Raw genomic sequence first — 20,245 nt, forward strand, 5'->3', positions numbered from 1 at the left:
TCCCCTACATGAATGGGCACCTTGGTTGCTTAACCCTACGGGTTTTTGTGATGAAATTAACTGGCAGTTTTTATCATATACAATGCCACAATGGTTAATTGTAATATCTTCGATTTATCTAGCGGTTGCAGTTACCGTGTTTAGTTGTCATATTATTGGCATAATTAAGCCAGCCAAATAACAAGGAAAAAGTAATGAGTAAAGCTGAATTAACTCAAACTCAACAAGATCAACTAGACGCAAAAGTATTACGTCGTTTATTAGCGCACTTGGATGATAACAAACAAGTTCAAAATATTGATTTAATGATCTTGGCTGATTTTTGCCGAAACTGCTTAGGTAAATGGTATAAATCTGCGGCCGATGAACTTGAATTAGATGTGACAGATGAGCAAGCAAGAGAGCGTATCTACGGTATGACTTATGCTGAATGGAAAGATAACCACCAGCTGCCAGCAACAGAAGAACAACTTGCTGCATTTAATGCTAAACCAAAAAATAATGCTTAATTGAATACTAAAAAGGGAGAGTAAACATCTGTCTACTCTCCCTTCTTATATATTTACATCTAAACAAATCGATTAGCCATATTGGCAAAGATATGCTGTTTCTTGGGTAACTTTAACTTGAAACTTACTGTCAGCTGGGACATTGAATTGCTCGCCAGCGTTGAATGTTCGCCATTCAGATTGACCCGGTAATAACACTGTCAGCGCACCCGTGATCACGATCATTACTTCAGCTAATGCAGTACCAAATTCATACTCACCAACAGCCATAACGCCAACACTCGCATCTTTATCCGCTTCTCTAAATCCAATTGAAGCGACTTGACCATCAAAATACTGATTTATCTTAAACATCTAAAATCCTTTTATACGATTAACTTAATTTTCAACTAAGCTGTCAGAATAGCTGAAAAAAAATGCGATTAACAGGTCTCTGCATACATAAGTAATTAATCTGGTTTAGAAATTATAATAACCCGTCAATTGGATCATGTTGTCATCGTTATAGCTTTTATTGGCATAATCATCATCACTAATATTAAACCACCACCCTTCTAGACCAACAGAAAGGGTCTTAGTCACATGCACTTTAGCCTGAACAAAACCATGCTGAGAATTAAAATCAAAATCATAATTGTGGCCGATTAGTATTTCACTGTCATTCAAGCCAGTTAAGTTAACTCTTACGCCCGCAAAAATGTCATTTTGAAAGCTATTATCAAATGCTTGTTCACCGTGTTGGTCCCAGCTATATTCAGCTAATAAATTAATACCTAAATTTTGAGTTTGTAACAATTTGAATTCAGAACCTAATACCGCAGCTCGTGTCGATTCATCGTCAATGATCTTGTATAGCACTTCAGCTTTTAAGATCAATCTATTTAAATCTGCTTGAATATCAATTGACATTTGATCGACTAAATTGACATACCAAATTGGATCGCCAACGGCTTGATTACGTAATTCAGGTGTACGAGAGTGACCACCAAAGTAACTCACACCAACGTCAATACTCTTAATGCTTTTGCTGTAACGCAATGCCACATCGGGGTGGTACTCCCCCCCCCAACCTGCATACTCGTAACTATAGTCATTACCAAAACTAAAACGTGCGCCAGCGGTTGGCACTGCCGGTTCTCTATAACCCACGAGTAGCATGGCTTCCAACAGTGCTCCTTGCAAGTTGATACCCAGTTTAAACATAGGTTGACCCAACTTGTCCTCGCCATTTGGTGATTCAAGATAATCGGTTTGATTGACAATATCGACTAGGTGATGATTTTCCATTACTCCCCAGTAAACTTGATCGAACCCGATAGAGGCTTGCCATTTTTTAGTCACAACCGCCGCTTTAAATTCTCTAAAATCAATATGGGTACGTTTATCATCACGTTCATCAATACGAACAAATGGGTGCATCGTATACACCATATTATTTCGTGCTGAAGAGGCTTCCACATACGGAGATAGCGCCGCAGATATTTGATGATAGACGGGATAAGGGTAGTCATTATCCACAGGAAACATCGGCTGTGCAGGTGTATCTAGGAATAAGCGCTGTTCCAAACTAGCACTTCCCTTTACTTTTATTTCAGCGTTTGCATTACTCAAAATGCTCGATGTTATAAAGCCAAAGGTAATTAACCCACAGCATTTTATTAATGATTTCAATTTAATTCCTCATCAAAGAAACCAGTAACGAGGGCGAAGTAATAAACAACGATCCTTGTTGTCTCATTTATACAAATAGTTATTGGTTATCAGTATGTATTTGTATACATACTCGAAGCAATATTTTTAACTAAAACCATACCTAACTACAGCACATACTCCATACCATTTAGCCAAAAGGCATTAGAAATGATCTAATGCGAGCATTAAATTTAGCTGAAGCCGGCAATATTGGTATAATTAATGCATAAGTTTATTTATCAACAAATTCAAAAATAACGACGTAAAAATGACAAAAGAAATATCAATGCGCTTTAAATTGTGTGGCATTATCTTGCTAACGCTAAGTCCAATTAACTCTAGCTTTGCAAGTGGTTGGTTATTTGGTATGCATAACGATGTGATCTCCAATGAAGATGGCAACTATACCAACGCTGTTTTTATCAATTACACATCTGAAGCACCTGCATTAAACAATCGTTTTTGGCAGTCGTTAACAGCTTTTGATCCAAATTCCCTTAACTACGCCGTTAATTATCAATTGGGACAGCAGATGTGGACGCCCAGTGACATATCAATCGAAACACCGCAACCTGATGAACGTCCGTACGCAGGGCTATTATTTGGTGAAGCAAGTGTATTAGGCTATAGCACTGTCAGTTCATACCGACTTTCGTTCCTGTTGGGGGCTGTTGGTGAGCAGTCGAGAGCGGGCGATACTCAAAAATTTATTCATGATTTAATTGATGCCACGACGCCACAAGGCTGGGACAATCAAGTTGAAGATGAAATTGTTTACCAAGTAACCGGCGAGGCAGACCAACTGATTGGTCGTCCACTCATGCTTATTGGTGAATCGGACCTGTCTGTTTATCAACGCCTTGCGGTAGGTAATTATCAAAGTGAAGTAGCATTTGGTACCACTGTACGTTGGGGGGCCGATTTAGGTGCTAATTATAACAACCTAAGCCTGCACCCTCATCGTTTACAAGGTATGTTGTTAGCACCAAATAGTTCCGGCATCATGCTCTATGCAACAGCGGAAGTCCGTTACCGTTTTAATGATATTACCATCGAAGGTGATACGCCCGATATCGTACCCGAAATGACATTAAATAACTTACAAGGAACGGTTGCTGCTGGCTTACTTGCTTATTACCATAACGTTGGTATTAAATTCAGTGTCGTGGCGATGAGTCCTGACTTCGAAGAAGATGCACATGAGGAATACATCGTTGGCAGTTTGGGATTATTCTGGCAATTTTAGTAAAATCTCCTCACAAAATGGTTGAAATGTGCCCGTTTATTCAAATAGCTAAAAGTAGTTATCCGTTACTAATTAGCCGTGTTAGTATCCCTGCAAATTATTACTTCTCTGCTTTAAGATACGTTAAACATGCATAATTCTTCATTAACATATACACGCCGCCCAAAGGGTACGCTGGCTATGGTCAGCTTGTACGCCTTTACTGGTGCGGCAATCGCTGCATCAGTGATATTCTCACTGCTACTGTTTTTATCTATTCACGATAAATTACTCATGCAGATATTATTCGGTAGTTTAGCGGTGATTTTTGAACTTGGTAAGTTCTTTGCTTGGTATGAATTCGGAGAACGAATTGCACGTAAAGCATTCCAAGCTGCCATTGTTGCGCTTGGATTTTATTGTATTCTTGCCATTATTTCAATTGGCGGCAGTATCGGTGGTATCAATAGCGCAACCAATGTTGCCCAACAATATGTTGACCAGCGTGCGAGCAAAGTAAATGCGGTGAATCAGCAAATACTCGCGATTGATGATGAAATTGCGCTAAACAATAAAGCGGCAGATAAGTACCTAGAATTACAAATGATTTCGCTTGGTGTAACGCGCATCCAAAAAGAAAACCAAATATTACGTGAAAAGCAGGCCACGCTTCGTATTGAACGTGATAGTGCGCCTGTCGCAGAACAGGGTTCAGTCATTAGCTTAATTGCCAGCTTAGCTAAAATTCTTAATACTACGACTGAAAATGCACAATCTTGGTTAGTGATCTTTTTATCTGTGTTACTTGATATCTTTGCCGCTTTTTTTGTCGGTTTGATCGGTGAAGAGCTACGTTTCCGTCATTCTATCAGCCGTAAGAAAGAACAAGAAAGAGCCAATAAGGCGGAGCACTTACGCCTACAAGCAACACAAAGCTACATTGAAATTGAAGCGCCGTCTCAGTTGGAAGATCAATCAGCATTAATTGAAAAGCAAATGTCTAAACGTGCGTCCGTTATTTTACAGGCCGCACAAGAGCAAGGTTTGAAATGTTCTAAAAGACACATAGCTCAAACACTGAAATTAAGTATAGAAGAGATCGAACACGCTTTTGACGAGTTCTTATCGTTTGGTCTGGTGGAAAGAAAACGTAATAACCATTTACGTTGGATAAGACAAGAAGATGTAGCATAAGCCCCTATTCTTCCGTTTGACCAACATGCAGAGCAATAACAGCTGTCGTGTTGGTCAAGACTTCCAACAGCAATAATCATTGTCACTAATTCCTCCGTCATAATATTATCACCAGCCACTTAATCCGACTCATCTGAGTGATATGAATACAGGTTTTCTAAAAGCTGTATTAATATTTTCATCCTTGATAACATAGCAATTAATAAAGTCCCCTTTGTTATCGATTGATGAGTCAAACCGGAATGATAAAACAACAATTACACATTGCCCTTGTTGAAGATGAAGTCAATATCGCGGAAAATTACCGCGATGCATTACAACGAATTGGCTATCGGGTTTCACTCTTCCATAATCGTCAAGATGCTATAGCGGCTTTCTCAACTGTGCTACCTGACATGGCTATCATTGATGTGGGTTTACAAGATGAATACGAAGGCGGCTTTGAGTTGTGCCGTACTTTACGCCAACTATCTGAAACCTTGCCTATTATTTTTTTAACCGCGCGTAACAGTGAGTTAGACGAGATATCTGCATTACGCCTTGGCGCGGATGATTACTTAACCAAAGACGTGAGTATTCACCAAGTATTAGCACGTGTCGCGGCCCTTTTTCGCCGTATTCAAGCGTTAAAAAAGCCGCAATCGGCTGACGAACAAGTCCTCACACGCGGCGCATTGCGTATCAATGTTGAGCGTATTGAAACGTACTGGCAAGATCAATCAGTAATGCTTACCTTAACGGAGTTTTGGATTGTGCATACACTGGCTAAACACCCAGGCCAAGTTAAAAATCGAGATCAGCTGATGGATGCCGCACATGTGGTACTAGATAACAATACCATTACCACTCACATTAAACGCATCCGTAAAAAATTTAGTCATATCGATAGTGATTTTAATGCCATAAAAACAGCGTATGGAATGGGTTATCGCTGGGTTATTGAGTGAGAATTCACTTCAGTTTAAAAACCCAACTGCTATTAGTCGCCAGCCTGATGTTATTACTTCCTTGGGCAGGCTGCCAAAGTGTGGGTATTTTAGAAAGCAGTTTACGCCAAAGCCACAGCCAATTACTGGATATACAAATGAGCGCGGCAGTACAGCAACTTGAAAACCAACTCAATAAATCACCACAGAGTGTCAATTTAAATCATGGCCAAGGTAGCTATTACGCCCCTCTCACTGACAGCAAAATGTTATTAGATGGCTTCGATGGTATCGAAAGTGATTGGGAAAATATAACCACACCTTGGTTTCAACTTAATCGATATCATTACGTAGATAACAGCACAGTAGAAGCAAGCCCGCTCACAGCTAAGTTTAAATTAGCGGCAAACAATGACTTACTCTATATTCTGATTCAAACATCGGCACTCACACCGCATTATTTTAATCCAACACAGCCACAACAAGCTGCAGACCAACTGAATATGCGCAGTATTAACAGCACAGGTCTAATTACAACATGGCAAATCAACCCACAAGGTTCTGGCCGGGTCGAAATGCAAAATACCAGTCAAAATATCAAAACTAGCCGAGACGCAGGTACCTGGTTATGGCGTAATGGCCACTACAATATTGAAATAGCATTACCCATTAGCCTAGCTAGTAGTGCCATAGGCTTTGACCTTGTACTCAACCACCAGCAAACAAATCAACATTTTAAATCTAAACCAACCTCAACTTACGAGCGCAGTTTAGTACGTGAAAAAACGATGCTAAATCAACAGCTCAGTCATTACATGCAACCAGGACTCAGCTTATATTTACTTAACAGCCAATATTGGTTAGTTGGAAAATTAGATGCGGAACAGGCCATTGACGATGATCCAGATAGCACTGATATACAAGCACAATCTTGGTTAACGCATACCCTCTACAATAAACTATTCACATCAAATTCATTGCCTTACTGGCGCGAACCAACTCGCCTTGGCCGCTGGTTATTACCCCAACAATTAGAACAAACAACTTGGTATCAAGACTCGCCGATTAATAAACAGCTACACAGCAAAACCCTTATTGTCAATGGCCAGCCTTTCTACCTTGTTGCGGTACAGGATTCACGTCAGAGCTTACTATCAGCCAGCGCAGCGTTAAACCAATTACTGGTGTTTCTGTTTACTATTATCGCTGTTATTGTCACGGGTTTATTTACATTTGCATCATCCTTGTCTTGGCGCATTGTCAAAATGAAACAAAACTACCGCAACGCAATTGATAGCGACGGTAAAATAATGGCGGTACCAGATGCCAGTAAATGGCCTGATGAATTGGGTGATTTATCCCGAGTAATGCAGCAACTGACCGTCAATCAAGGTAAGTACACTGACTATCTGGCGTCATTGGCAGATAAGCTTTCTCATGAGTTGAAAACCCCCGTGGCCGTTATTCGCACATCACTCGAAAATCTCGAACTTTCCAACTTAGATCCAGAAGCAACAAAATATTTGACTCGAGCAATGCAAGGCACCAACCGACTAAGCCAAACATTAAACGCACTCAGTGAAGCCAATAAATTAGAGCAAAGTTTTGAGTATGCACAATGGCAAGTCGTGCCGTTTGACGATATGTTAGTAGAACTAACCGATGCTTACCGACAAATTTATAGCAGCCATCAATTTCAATTAGAATATGATCCGCAGGGTGATTACACCATCAATTTAGCGCCAGAGCTCATCGTCCAATTACTCGATAAGCTGATTAGCAACGCGGTTGATTATGCGCCCGTTGACCAACCTATTTGCTTTAAACTCACTAACCAAAATGAGCATTTACGATTAACAATCGAAAACCAAGGCCCTCATTTCAGCAGTGATAATATCCCACAATTGTTTGATTCTATGGTTTCTAATCGTCGGCAATCTGATACCCCCCACCTCGGTTTGGGACTACACATCGTTAAGTTAATTAGTGATTTTCATCATGCTAAGATCAGCGCAGCAAACCTGCCTGGTAAAAAAGGCGTTATATTTGAGCTATTATTACCACTAGGGAAGTAATTTAGAGGTACGATATATGTTAATACGGCCTATCGCAAAACGTAACGGCGTAACTTTTACTATTGTTGCAGGCATATTTATTTTTAGTAGTATTATCGCACTACTCTCGATAACTACCAATAACACCCTCTACTTTCCACTATTCGCTGGCTCTTTAATTATTGGTATAGTTCTATTAATTATCGGCATAGTTAAAATCAATGATGTGGATTATCGATTTTCGTTAACCAATGAAGGTATTCATTACTTCACTTCTCGAGGTGGTTTTACTATTCTCTGGCAAGATATACAACGTATTGATGTACCCAGAATAAATGATGGCTTAACGCTAAAGGACTTACCTTACATTGGTATTCGCCTTACCCAACGGGAACACCTCATTAACAGCGCCTCATTACCCACCCTCTCACACATGTTATTAGAACAGCGTGTGCTTATCATGCTCACCAATCCAACCGCCTCGCTTTACGGCAATGCTGACAATATGCTTTACCCTGATATAAAAGTAACCCATAAATACCAAGGTTTACAGGCCATGTTTATCAACCGAATGCAGTACCTTCACAACACATTAGGTTATGATATTTACTTTCCAACTGATGATCTTGATCGTTCACCGGCAGAGTTTGTGCAACTACTGCGTAAATTTAAAACTCACCAGTCTATAACGCCGTAAATAGTAATAATTATCAATTAGACTTGCATTAAATGTTTTTACATGGATAATACGAATTATTCTCATTAAGACATAGTCTATTATAATAAAACTAAAAGGATTTGTTGTGAAAAAATCTGCCCTTTGCTTTGCCATCTCTTCTGCTCTACTTTCAGCTTCATTTACATCACATGCTGCTAATGTACAAGTACTTGATAAAACGCTTTCTCCTGCAGCTAACTTTCTTGCTTATACTGAGTTCGAATTATCAGGTGAACCACTTGCTGAAGCGCTAGGTTTAGACCTTGACGTTTTAGACCCAAATCAAGTTGATCAACCAACTGCATTCGATTATGCAGCCGGTATTGAAAGCTACGAATACTCTGAAGAAGCGATGTATGCGTTAAACTACCAGTCTACTATGGGTCCTCATCTAGTAAATGGTCCAGTTAACCAAGCACGCGGCGGTTCTCTTGCTGACTTAGGTAAACGTTTTATTGCTCTTGCGGGCTCTGTAGGCTTCCCAAGTGAAGAGATCCCATTAAACATGTACCCTATCTCTGTACCATACGTATCAGGTAGCCCTGAGTTCGTCGGTAAAGTAGATACGACTAAAGTGAATGGCGAAGAGCTTGAGGTATTATCTGCAACAGGTAAAGCAGCAGTTCACAACACCGTAGTTCCAGCTTACTTCCGTGACTACAAAACATTAGCATGGGACAGTGCAAGTTTTGATAAAACCTTAAACCCTGGCGCAATCGGCAGCATCTTCCTGAAAGAAGTGATGTGGTCACAAGATTTCCTCGGTGGCATGCACGTAACGACAACAGATGAAGAAGTTGAAGCAACATCAAGCACCATGGATCAAGATGGCGTACACAGTCTTGGTGTATCAGCGGCTGATGGTTTCAACGGTATGATCTTAACTGAAATGTCGCTAGACAAACTACTTATCCTACAGCAACAACTTGGCTTTGACGGTAACAAGCTGGGCGTTAAATTTGGCCCGGATTATGATGCATCGAAAAAACCTATCTGGTTTGCACATAAAGTCGCGGTGAAAGAAACCCAGAAAAACGACGTAAATCACATCGGTGAATTATCAGTAACAGATGGTTCTTCATCATTACGTGATACTTGGATGTTATTATGGCCTGTCAGTGAGTTCTATGCATTTACTGACCAACGCACAGCGAATACAGCTCAAAACCCAGCATTCAAAGCTGTATTTGATGGCAAACCATTTGCTGCAGCACCGAAACAAAACATTGATAACAAAACTAGCAATAATATAATCGCTGACGATGCATTCTCTGTTGCCAGCAACGTTGCTAACCTATCGTTCCAAAATTTAGCAAACCTACATTTCAATGAAAAAGCGGGTACGTTTGTTACTAAATACGACGGTAAGCAAAATGCACAAGTTGATACATTTGACGCGGCATACAGCATAGTTGCATTGTCTATTTACCAACGTTCACAAGATGCATTACCAGTAGGTTATGCAGCTGCAGACGGCGGTGATGTTGATTTAGCAACACCTCAAGGTAAACAAGCACTGGGTCTAATCAAAGCACAAGCAGATTACATAGTTAACACGCTCGTGGCTAAAAATGGGCTAGTATATGACGGTGCGACGCTTAGTTCATCGGTGAATAAAACAACTAAATCAGTAGATAAAAACCAATCACTTGACGCACAGTTCTCAGCAATCCGTGGCTTAGTGGCTGCTTACCTTGCAACACAAGATGACACTTACAAGCAAGCGGCACGTTCAATCTTCCTCGCGGTAGAGAAAAACATGTTTGACGCTGAACTAGGTACTTGGGCACAAACGCCAGGTAAAGCAACAATCCACACGCCTTTAACTGCAGCAGCAATCTCTGGTGGTTTACGTGAAACAATGCTTCACCTTGCTAACGAAGAAGGCGAACATGTTCCAGCACTAGAACTACAACACTTAACTGAACGCTACACAGCTTGGTTCAAGAAAGTAGTTAACGGTGGCCAGCAGTTATCAGAATGGGTTGGTGATTCAGGTGAAAACTTACTGAAAGACAGCAATACTACCGATTCAGATAATGATGGTGTGAAACAAGTAACAGCGGCTGGCGGTAAATTTGGTACAGCGCAAACAATGGCAGCAAAAGTGTCGGTTAGTGCAAAATAACCGCCCTTTTGGCAACAGATAACCATCTCGCAGCACACTTAATTAACCTAAGTTAATTAATGATGATTAATCAATGAACGTATTGCGAAATTCAAATAAAAGTTGCAAAAAGGGATGAGATTTTACTCAGCCCTTTTTGCGTTTTCATACCGCCGATATGAATAAGGTTTTATCATGTCAGTTCAAATAGCTACCTCAACCAGTGATAATGTTTGGTCACGTTTACAAGATCATTTTAAACGTTTAGCCTTTCACCACAAAAAAGCCGAAGCAATATTATATTTAATGTTCTTATCGGGACTGTTACTGTGGCCGTTTATCACTATCCCATGGCAAGTAGAACGCACTGTATTACTGATGCATATGCTTGCTGGTATTAGTATATTCCCTGTTTTTGTTGGTAGTTTCTGGTTGTCTCACCGTAATCTAATTCAAAACAGTAAAAAGAAATTCTTACGTCAAACCGGCACAATAATAGAATACTTGCTTGTAGCTTGTACTCTTACCGGTATTTACCTTACTTTTTGGGGAAACACCGGCAATAACGTCAGCATCTTAATGCAAGATATCCATTTTTACAGCTCATGGTTACTCACCCCACTGGTTCTTCGTCATGCATGGCGCTGGACTGTCATCAAATTTTTTAGGAAGTCATAATATGTTTGCCAGTTTTTTAATTACCTTTCGTGAAGGACTTGAAGCCTTCCTACTCGTAGGCATCATTCTGTCTTACCTTGCCAAACTTGGCGAATCAAAGCACAACAAACTCATTTATATCGGTGTCGCACTCGGTTTAATTGCGTCATTAATTGTTGCCTTCATTTTCCAATTTGTTGTTGACCAGTTTGATTCCCATGAATATCGTAATTTATTAATGGCTGGTATTTTAAGCTTTGCGACAGTCGTCCTCACTTACATGGCCATTTGGATGCAGCGCCAGGCTAAAAGCCAAGTAGCTAACATGCAAAACAACATCCGGGAGATATTAACCACAGGTAATGTTTTTGGGTTAATCTTTTTAGCTTTCCTTGCAGTCATGCGTGAAGGTTTTGAAACTGTGCTATTTTTCTCGGCATTGATGTATTCAGGCCAAGGCGACTTTTCATTACAAGATGGATTAATTGGCGCAGGCGCAGGTCTTGTTGCATCGCTGGTTCTCGTTATTGTACTAATGCGCGGCACCCGTAAAGTACCAATCCAAGCTTTCTTCAAATGGACCAGCTTGTTGATCATTATCATTGCCGCTGGGTTATTATCTTCAGCAACCAATATGCTACAGAGCGCTGACGTATTACCTGTATTCCAAACGGCGGTCTTTGATATTAGCCATATCCTTGATGACCAAGGTGTATTTGGCACTTTCTTACGCGCATTATTTGGTTATAATTCATCACCTAATCTATTACCTTTGGTTGTTTGGGGCGTTTATTTAGCGGTGTTCTCTGTGTTCTGGCAGCGTGGTTATCAAATATCGACGAAAACAGCTTCAGTGGCATAATTTTACGTTGCTGAAAACAAATACTATATCAAGTGGATAGCATAAACTAAGACAACTGTTGCTGGCATGGATGCCAGCCCAAGCCCCCATGGATGGGTTTACGGCGAGTTGACGTGCTTATGCTATCTACTTAGGAACACGATATCTGACCAAAACTAATTTTAATCATTGAGTAAATAATGTCGAAACAAATTGTAATTTTAGGCGCAGGTCCAGCTGGACTAATGGCCGCATGGGAATTTAATCAAGCTGGCTATGAAGTCACTATTCTAGAGCGAGAAACATTTGTCGGTGGCATGTGCGCGACCCAAACATTCCAAGGCGAAAAAGGCGAATATCGTTTCGACTACGGTGGTCATCGCTTCATCACTAAAAACCCGAAATTATTACAGTTTATCGATGACTTAATGACTGACGATCTACTTTATGCTGAACGTACCAGCGTGATCCGTTTTAAAGGCCGTACTTACAACTACCCGCTCGCGATTGGTAACTTATTGCGTAATGCGCCGATCAGCTTATTAGCGGGCGCAGCTGTAGATTTAGTATTTAAACTGCCATTCCAGAAGCGCCCTAGCGAACAAAGTACCAGCAACTTTGCCGAGTGGATTGAAACGCGCTTCGGTACCACGCTATATAAAAACTTCTTCGAAGGTTACACGGGCAAGCTTTGGGGTATCGACCCACGTCAACTCTCTGCAGACTGGGCATCTCAACGCATTAGCTTGTTAGATTTAAAAGATGTAGCACGACGCTTAATACCCACTCGTGGCGCAACACCTCGTACCTATGCTAAAAAGTACCGTTACCCTAAACTCGGCTTTGGCCAAATGTACACTAAGCTTGCTGAAAAGTTACAGCTGCAAGGCGTAACAATAGTACAAGGCGCGAACATCACCGCCCTTAATCAAGGGCATGATCCACGTAAACATAATGAGCTTAATAAGGGTAATAGCATTGATGCCGTGACTTACGAGCTTAACGGTGAAACGTATACGATTAACTGTGATCACGTGGTCAGCACAATTCCTTTACCTGTGGTTTGTACATTAACAGGTTTCGATTCAGGTTTAACTTATCGTTCACTGCGCTTTTTCAACATGCCAATGGCAACAGAAAACGTGTCTCAGAATACCTGGCAGTATCTGTCTGACCCAGAGTTAATCGGTACTCGCTTGCAAGAGCCTCGTCGTCGCTCACCATTCATGGCACCCAAAGGACAAACATCAGTTATGATCGAGATCCCTTGTGACAAAGGTGATGATGTTTGGAATATGGACAATGACAAACTATTAAAACGAGTAAAAGAAGACCTTGATCATTTAGACGTACCAGATGTAAGTACAGGCGAATACTTTACTACTTATACTGAATACGCTTATCCGATGATGGATGTAAGCTACAACGCCAAACGTGAACGTGCAATCACTCATCTTAACCAATTCGACAACTTGGTCATGACTGGTCGCCAAGGTACTTTCCGCTATATCTTTACTGATACCGCAATGGAAATGGGTCTAATGGCTGCTGAAGGCATAATCAAAGGTGAGGATAATCGTCGCCAGATATTTGATCACCGTAATGAAAAAACAGTAATTGAAGTGCAAAGTATTATGGATGATAAAAAAATGCCAGAGGGTAAAAATGTCACTTAAAATGATCAGTACTACCTTAAAAACAGCAAATGTTGTAAATACAAAAATAGCAAAATCATTTATCTTAAGCCTCTTGGTCTTATTATTTAGTACGCACAGTTTTGCATATTCTTATGCCGCAGCAGGTAAAGAGCCGTTAATTGAAGGCCGTGAAGCCTTATTAAAAGCCCTATCGGCAAATGATTATAGCGCAGTGCAAACAGCATATGACTCTATGTTGGCTGAGTTTGTCTATTTTAAGGAACATCACGGTGTCAATGTTGTAGAACAAATGCAAACTGCGATCACGAAGCAAGATCAACAAGGAGTTTCAGCAGCACTCATCACTACGATGAAAGCTGAAATCATGCGCCGTCTCGACGGTGCAGAACAAAATATCAATGATTATCAAGTCGCGAAAGTGTTGGTTGTAAAAAGTAAATTGTTTATCGATTTACTGGCTGCTGATTTAACCGCTGACAATCGTCAAAAAGCTGATACAGCCATTCGTGGCGCCCTCGCCTCAATTGGTAATCCAGGGGTATTTGGCGTAGGTCAAAAGCCAGCAGATTTAGCGCGATTTATTGAATACCAAACAGATTTGGAAGACGCATTACAATTCATATTACCCGATGCACCAACTAAAAAATAAATCTTGGTATTCAGATGTAATAGTCTGTATTAGCTTAATAGCCTGTATTGCAGGCTATTTTGGTTTACTCAATTATTATAGTTTTGATATTAGTAGCGATGATGCACTCTATTTTCAGCGTGCGTTAAGCCACTTTTCAGTATTAGAATTCAGTCCTCACTTTCCCGGTTACCCCGGTTTTGTTTGGTTAGAACGCCTCATTCATTCCTTTAGTCAGCACCCTAACAGCAATGTAGTCGTCAGTTTCCTTTCTGCAATCGCATTAACCTTCAGTGTTTTTATTTATTGCTATCAACGCATAAAGATCAAAACCTGGGCATTGTTCGCAGTGCTACTGTTTTTACTGCAAGGTAATATCGCTGAGTTAGCTTTTAATGGTTTATCTGATGCTGCAGCGCTGTGGTTTTTTAGCTTATATTTGCTCTTCACACGCTTTACTCCAACATTAACCGCAACGTGTCGATGTATTACAGGTGCTAAAAAAGGTAGTGCTAGAGGTATTATAACCGCAATAATAACTGGCCTATTATTGGCGCTATGTTTAGCAACACGACCTTCTTACTTACCTTTAGTCATCAGCGCGATGTTGTTAGCACTGTTTTACCCAAGTAAATCCCAATCAAACTATAAACAGCTCAGCTGGCAGATCATCAGTATTACAATTATCGGGCTAATTTGTGCATTCTATGTGTTTATGCAAGACGGCTGGGCTTATCTGGAAGAAGGCCAACGCTTTACCCAAGGCCACTTTGCAATTTGGGGCAACACGGCAAATACCACTGATTCACTACTTAGCCAGTGGTTGACAGCATTAATTAATACTTACTCCGCTGTCGGACTGGGATTATTAACCTCGAGCCTCGCCATTGGTTTATATATTACAAAAACCCGCGGACTCAGCATTCTCACCTGTTGCTGGTTAGCTTGGATTATTCGCGGACAAAACCCTGAGAACATCCGCCATTTAGCTGTATTGAGCTTACTGTTGCCAATTATCAGCGCACAACTACTGGAGCATTTTTATCATACTCAGCGTCTTCGCCCAGCCCTGTGTATATTCAGTGTCATGTTATTACTCGTCTTAAGTAGCCACAGTCTCACGCAATTTACCGCACAAACAAATGCACCGGTATTTCAAGCGAACCAGTTCTTTAATAACAATAACGAGCAACAGATCATCATCAGTAATTACAATATCGATAACCTGCGTCACAACCTAGCTCAGCATGTAATATTAGATCAGCATTATCAGGACAGCAGTAATTACCAAGTTCAACAGCAAGGCTACTGGCGACTGAGCAGTAACCCACTGGATAATGAAAAGTTGGTAACACAATTTAAAGGCCGTTTTCTCGGTGAACGCAGTTTATACCTATATTACTTTGCTCCTAATCATTTAAATACCCAATTATAGCAAGGGATATTGCACTCTCACTTCAAATAGTTATAATGATAACCATTCTTAATCGCAATACCATTCTCCTACCAAGATGTTGTAAATCTATGAATATAAAATCTTTGCCTACGCTAATATGCACATTAATATTATTAACAAGCCAGTCACTTTATGCCAGTACCAGTTATTCAAATACCAAAAGTAACAGTTTGCAACTTTCAGCAGATGGTACTCTGTTTATTAGTGCAAATATGGATGCGGGCAGTGTTAGTATTCTCGATGCTAGCAGTGGCGAATTATTAAAAGAACAAACATTTGGTAAAGATTTACGCCGTCTTGCCCTAGATCCGATTAACAATCAATTACTGGTCAGTGATTATCTTGCCAACCAACTCTATCTCCTTGATGCAAAGAATCTGAAGTTAATCAAGACAATTAAAACTGGTGATCGCCCTTTTGGTATTGTCTATGACCAATATAATAAACAATATTACGTCACTCTGTTTGAAGCAAAACAGCTATTAACCGTTTCAACTGATGGCGACATAACCGCGACGACGCAAACAGCCGATACCCCACGTGGCCTTGCCCTTGCAAATGATGGGCGCTTATTTGTCACCCACAGCATGACAGGACAGGTATCCATTTATGATACCCGTGCAGCGACACTGCAATTAAACACGCTACAATTAAAAAAAGTCATTCAACTTGTCGATACGCCAGCACATGCATCGCGCGCGGTACCACAAGGTAAACCACGTGTACTCGATAATATTGCCATATCGCCCGATGGTACCCAAGCTTGGTTACCACATGTATTGTGGTCGTTTTCACAAAACTTCCAGTTTCAATCAACCGTCTTTCCAACCATTTCGTTACTTGACCTTACACCGGGAAAAGAAAAGGAAATGGTTGATAAACGTAAACAATTATTCAAACAAATAAACATTATCGAGAACAACAATACCACCCGTATTGTCTCGAATCCGCATGATGTATCATTTCGGGAAGACGGTAAAAAAGTATTTATCACTCTAGCTGGTTCTGAAGACCTGCTGGTATTCGATTTATCTCGCCAAGCTAAGGTTGGTAAGAAGTCGAAACGCCATCGTCGAACTAAATTACAAGGCGGTGTCAAAGCCACGCAAATATATCGCCATATTCCAGGGAGTAATCCACGCAGTCTGATTGAAAAAGATGGCACCCTTTATGTGCAAAATGCCATGTCTCACGACTTAGTCAGTTTTGATGTCAGTGGTAAAGGTCCTTTTGCTAAAGTTAAACTGGCTAATACACAATTTGCTAAACTTATTAATCAAGATCCAATCGCACCAGAGCTACGCTTAGGTAAAACTCTATTTAATCTAGCCAACAGTGAAAAATTTGAAAACAGTGCCATGGCTGGTGATTTTTGGATGAGTTGTAACTCTTGTCATCTTGATGGGTTTAACTTTACCAACAAATACCTATTAGCTGATGGTACTAAAAACGTAAAAGAAAATGCCATGACAGGTCATGTTGGACTCGCCAGCATGATTGCCGGGGATCCGATTGGAGCTTACATAGACATGATCCAAAAAACCCAAGGTGGCATGGGCACAGATCCTAAAAGACCAGAATTACCAAAGGTTGATCCCAAATCTCCTTCAGTAGAGATAGTACGTTTGATGTCAGCATTAAACATGTATATCACCACTAAAGATAATTTACCTTACTTATCAACGTGGTTACGTTTTGATGACGAGCGTAAGTTCACTCATAAGTCAGAATGGCTAAACTCAGCAAGTTGCGAATCATGCCACAGCACGCTGTATAAGCAGTGGTCTGACTCAAACCACGGTATGCACATGGATAGCCCTTACTATCGCTTCCAAGAAAATTTAGCGGCAGAATCAGAAGGCGAACCATTTCGAAACTTATGCCGTGGTTGTCATGCCCCACAAACGATATTAAATAACAATACCGCGCCGTTGACTCACCTCAATAGTATGTACGAGAAAGAAGGTCAGACACTGCGTGACGCATTAAAACAAGGCTTACCCGTTGATGAAACTGGAACCAGCTGTGTATTCTGTCACCGTATCACCAAAGCAGAAGATGCCGGTGGTAATACCGACATGACGGTTAACTTAAAAGACCGTGCAGAATACTTATTTGAGTTTTCGAATAACCCAGCATTAAAACTCATTGCTGAAGCGCAGATAAATGCATCGCCACAGCAACACAAAGACAGCTATTCAAATCCAGACCTGTATAAGAGCTCGCTATATTGTGCAACTTGCCATAATGAGTTCACCCCAGGTCAGGGTGCTAATGTAAATAACAACTATGGCGAATGGCAAGCCTCTAAATTTAATGCGCCTGACAACCCAGAACAAAACAAAACTTGTATCGACTGCCACATGCGTTTAGACATGACGGATTTTGATAAAAAAGTACCAGGACAAGCAACTGATAATGGGCCTATTAAACCAAACCTCATCGCTCACAACTTTATTGGTGGTAACTATTATTTCTCTGATATGCGCTCAAAAGAACACGGTAAACTCAGCCGTGACATCTTACGTAACGCCCTATTACTTGATGTTGAGACCAGCTCAGATGGCCATAGTATAGACGTTAAAGTAACAAACCATAATACCGGCCATAAAATGCCAGGTGGCGCACGTCGTCAAGTATGGGTTGATTTAGTAGTCACTGATAGCAAAGGCGTTACGCAATTAGTCAGTGGCCAGCTCAATGATGGTTATCTACCCAAAGACAGCCGTGTATTCGCCAAGAAAAGTGGTTATATGCACGGCGAACCAGTTGGTCTTAAATTCTGGCGCGTAGAGAAAATCCTATCTGATACACGCATATCGCCCGATGAAACACGGGTGGAGTCATTTAAACTACCCGAAGGTATCAGTTATCCGATAACAGTCGTAGCTAAAATCAATTACCGCTCGTTCTCTAAACCGTTAACCAGTAAAGTACAAGCAGCCTTTCCTGAGCAAGATATTCCTTTTGCTGCTGTGATTGAGTTAAATAAAGTAACTAAAGTGTTCCCGCAATAAGATTCCATACACTTGCTGGCATACCGTAATGGATGAAAAATCTATTACGGTATGCATTATTAAAGTACCAATCTACTAGTTACGGTTCACTAAAAATCATGAGCTGTTACTTATATTAGCTAAATAGTTCGCCTTTTTGGTAATTGAGCATAAGCTTATAGATATCTTTGTTAATTAAGCACTCTTTATGTATGCATATATCGCTAAACAACCGATTTTAAATAGCGCTCGCCAAATTGTTGCTTATGAACTTTTATATCGTGATAGTTTAGAAAATACCTTTCCGATGGTTAATGCCGAAATTGCCACCGAAAAATTAGTTCATGAACACTTGTTAAGTTCTGATATCAACAAGTTAGTTAACAATAAGCCCTACTTCATTAACTTTACAGAGCGCAGTATATTGACCGGCTTGCCGCAGAGGCTGATTAATAAGCCCATCGTGATTGAAGTATTAGAAGACGTACCACCGACTCAGGCGATATTCCAAGCCTTGAGCAAATTAAAAAGCATGGGTTTTATAATTGCATTGGACGACTTTATCTATTCTAAAGATTGGTTACCATTTTTTAATATTGTGGATATTATTAAATTTGATATTACCCTCACCTCATTTAAAGACATAAAAGCATTAAAACCATTATTAGCACAACATGAGATAAGTATATTAATAGAGAAGATAGAAACGGAGAGTCAATTCAAACAAGCACAAACCCTAAACAGTAAATACTTCCAAGGTTATTTATTTTCTGAGCCTGAGATCGTATTAAATGAAATTAATCGGCATGATGGTAATGTAACACCGATGCTGCGCGCAACTTAATGCACTCAGCATCAGAAATGAACAGAAAATACGACTAAGCGCTCGCGTTACCATTCATGAAATGTTTACGACACAGGGAGACATAGCGTTCATTACCGCCAATCTCTACTTGTTCTCCTTCTCTTAATACTACGCCAGCATCACTCACTCGTGCATTCATGTGCGCTTTATTGCCACACCAACAAACGGTTTTAAGTTCTTCAACTTTATCAGCCAGACACATTAAGTGATACGAACCTTCAAACATCTCTAATTTAAAATCTGTTTTTAATCCATACACAATTACAGGGATATTTAATTGATCAACAACACTGGCTAATTGATAAACCTGATCACGAGAGAGGAATTGGCCTTCATCAATGATAAATACATCAATTTTTTTATGCTCTGACCGTGCAGAAACAGTGGTAAATAAGTTGGTATCTTTCTCAAATACTTCGACTGCTAGTTTTAAGCCAACACGCGCACCAATAACACCTTTGCCATAACGACTATCACACTCAGGTGTCATCGCAAGTGGGTACATACCACGCTCAATATAATTAAAGTGAGCTTGGATTAATTGTGTTGATTTACCTGAATTCATAGCTGCAAACTTGAAATGCAAAGATGCCATGGTGGACCGGATCCGGAGCGAGACCGGCATTCGTCCCGATACCGGGCCCGACCGGCATCGGGCCGCCGTGTTTCTGCACTGGCACGACAACCGGTGTGCCGTGTACCTGGACACCTCCGGAGAG

The 20,245-nt window shown here is 40.6% G+C and carries 18 protein-coding genes; 15 read left to right on the forward strand and 3 right to left on the reverse strand.

The window, feature by feature from the left end:
* The coding region (locus tag QNK26_RS04260; protein ID WP_319221019.1) for a disulfide bond formation protein B at positions 1-181 on the forward strand (181 nt) is incomplete at its 5' end.
* Between the two features lie 13 nt (positions 182-194).
* Positions 195-509, forward strand: a complete 315-nt coding sequence (locus tag QNK26_RS04265; RefSeq protein WP_319221020.1) for a DUF1244 domain-containing protein — start codon at positions 195-197, stop codon at positions 507-509.
* A 72-nt stretch (positions 510-581) separates the two neighbouring features.
* On the opposite strand, the gene QNK26_RS04270 is transcribed toward QNK26_RS04265, so the two are convergent.
* Together QNK26_RS04270 and QNK26_RS04275 are read right to left on the reverse strand one after the other, a co-directional pair.
* Positions 582-863: a pyrimidine/purine nucleoside phosphorylase gene (locus tag QNK26_RS04270; RefSeq protein ID WP_319221021.1), complete on the reverse strand. Its 282-nt coding sequence runs from the start codon at positions 861-863 to the stop codon at positions 582-584.
* A gap of 105 nt (positions 864-968) precedes the next feature.
* Positions 969-2,180: a hypothetical protein gene (locus tag QNK26_RS04275; protein WP_319221023.1), complete on the reverse strand. Its 1,212-nt coding sequence runs from the start codon at positions 2,178-2,180 to the stop codon at positions 969-971.
* Between the two features lie 289 nt (positions 2,181-2,469).
* Between QNK26_RS04275 and QNK26_RS04280 the strand changes: the two genes are divergently transcribed.
* The 13 genes from QNK26_RS04280 (at position 2,470) to QNK26_RS04340 (ending at position 19,505) form a co-directional block, all read left to right on the forward strand.
* Positions 2,470-3,447 carry a lipid A deacylase LpxR family protein gene (locus tag QNK26_RS04280; protein ID WP_319221024.1) on the forward strand — a complete coding sequence of 326 codons (978 nt, stop codon included), beginning with the start codon at positions 2,470-2,472 and terminating at the stop codon, positions 3,445-3,447.
* Positions 3,448-3,576: 129 nt separating this feature from the next.
* Positions 3,577-4,620 carry a Preprotein translocase subunit SecY gene (locus QNK26_RS04285; protein ID WP_319221025.1) on the forward strand — a complete coding sequence of 348 codons (1,044 nt, stop codon included), beginning with the start codon at positions 3,577-3,579 and terminating at the stop codon, positions 4,618-4,620.
* A 242-nt stretch (positions 4,621-4,862) separates the two neighbouring features.
* The gene (gene pdsR, locus QNK26_RS04290) at positions 4,863-5,567 is read left to right on the forward strand and encodes a proteobacterial dedicated sortase system response regulator (protein WP_319221026.1); all 705 of its coding nucleotides are present in this window, start codon (positions 4,863-4,865) and stop codon (positions 5,565-5,567) included.
* A complete protein-coding gene (locus QNK26_RS04295; protein ID WP_319221027.1) occupies positions 5,564-7,621 on the forward strand; it encodes an ATP-binding protein in 2,058 nt (685 codons plus the stop codon). The genes pdsR and QNK26_RS04295 overlap by 4 nt, the downstream gene beginning before the upstream one ends.
* Positions 7,622-7,637: 16 nt before the next feature.
* Positions 7,638-8,297 (forward strand): DUF2982 domain-containing protein, encoded by a 660-nt coding sequence (locus QNK26_RS04300; protein WP_319221028.1) that lies wholly within the window; start codon positions 7,638-7,640, stop codon positions 8,295-8,297.
* A gap of 106 nt (positions 8,298-8,403) precedes the next feature.
* Complete coding sequence (locus QNK26_RS04305; RefSeq protein ID WP_319221029.1) at positions 8,404-10,446, forward strand: hypothetical protein; 2,043 nt, start codon at positions 8,404-8,406, stop codon at positions 10,444-10,446.
* Positions 10,447-10,620: 174 nt separating this feature from the next.
* Positions 10,621-11,103 (forward strand): hypothetical protein, encoded by a 483-nt coding sequence (locus QNK26_RS04310; protein WP_319221030.1) that lies wholly within the window; start codon positions 10,621-10,623, stop codon positions 11,101-11,103.
* Position 11,104: 1 nt separating this feature from the next.
* Complete coding sequence (locus QNK26_RS04315) at positions 11,105-11,944, forward strand: FTR1 family iron permease (protein WP_319221031.1); 840 nt, start codon at positions 11,105-11,107, stop codon at positions 11,942-11,944.
* Between the two features lie 179 nt (positions 11,945-12,123).
* Positions 12,124-13,599, forward strand: a complete 1,476-nt coding sequence (locus tag QNK26_RS04320; RefSeq protein WP_319221033.1) for an FAD-dependent oxidoreductase — start codon at positions 12,124-12,126, stop codon at positions 13,597-13,599.
* Positions 13,589-14,230 carry a hypothetical protein gene (locus QNK26_RS04325; protein WP_319221034.1) on the forward strand — a complete coding sequence of 214 codons (642 nt, stop codon included), beginning with the start codon at positions 13,589-13,591 and terminating at the stop codon, positions 14,228-14,230. Before QNK26_RS04320 ends, QNK26_RS04325 begins: the two co-directional genes overlap by 11 nt.
* Positions 14,211-15,644, forward strand: a complete 1,434-nt coding sequence (locus QNK26_RS04330; protein WP_319221035.1) for a hypothetical protein — start codon at positions 14,211-14,213, stop codon at positions 15,642-15,644. Before QNK26_RS04325 ends, QNK26_RS04330 begins: the two co-directional genes overlap by 20 nt.
* Positions 15,645-15,835: 191 nt before the next feature.
* Positions 15,836-18,682 carry a multiheme c-type cytochrome gene (locus QNK26_RS04335; protein WP_319221036.1) on the forward strand — a complete coding sequence of 949 codons (2,847 nt, stop codon included), beginning with the start codon at positions 15,836-15,838 and terminating at the stop codon, positions 18,680-18,682.
* 187 nt (positions 18,683-18,869) lie between these two features.
* Positions 18,870-19,505 carry an EAL and HDOD domain-containing protein gene (locus tag QNK26_RS04340; RefSeq protein ID WP_319221037.1) on the forward strand — a complete coding sequence of 212 codons (636 nt, stop codon included), beginning with the start codon at positions 18,870-18,872 and terminating at the stop codon, positions 19,503-19,505.
* A 34-nt stretch (positions 19,506-19,539) separates the two neighbouring features.
* On the opposite strand, the gene QNK26_RS04345 is transcribed toward QNK26_RS04340, so the two are convergent.
* Positions 19,540-20,121, reverse strand: a complete 582-nt coding sequence (locus tag QNK26_RS04345) for a thymidine kinase (RefSeq protein WP_319221038.1) — start codon at positions 20,119-20,121, stop codon at positions 19,540-19,542.
* Between the last annotated feature and the right edge of the window lie 124 nt (positions 20,122-20,245).

It is taken from the genome of Moritella sp., from assembly GCF_033791185.1.
GTDB lineage: Bacteria > Pseudomonadota > Gammaproteobacteria > Enterobacterales > Moritellaceae > Moritella.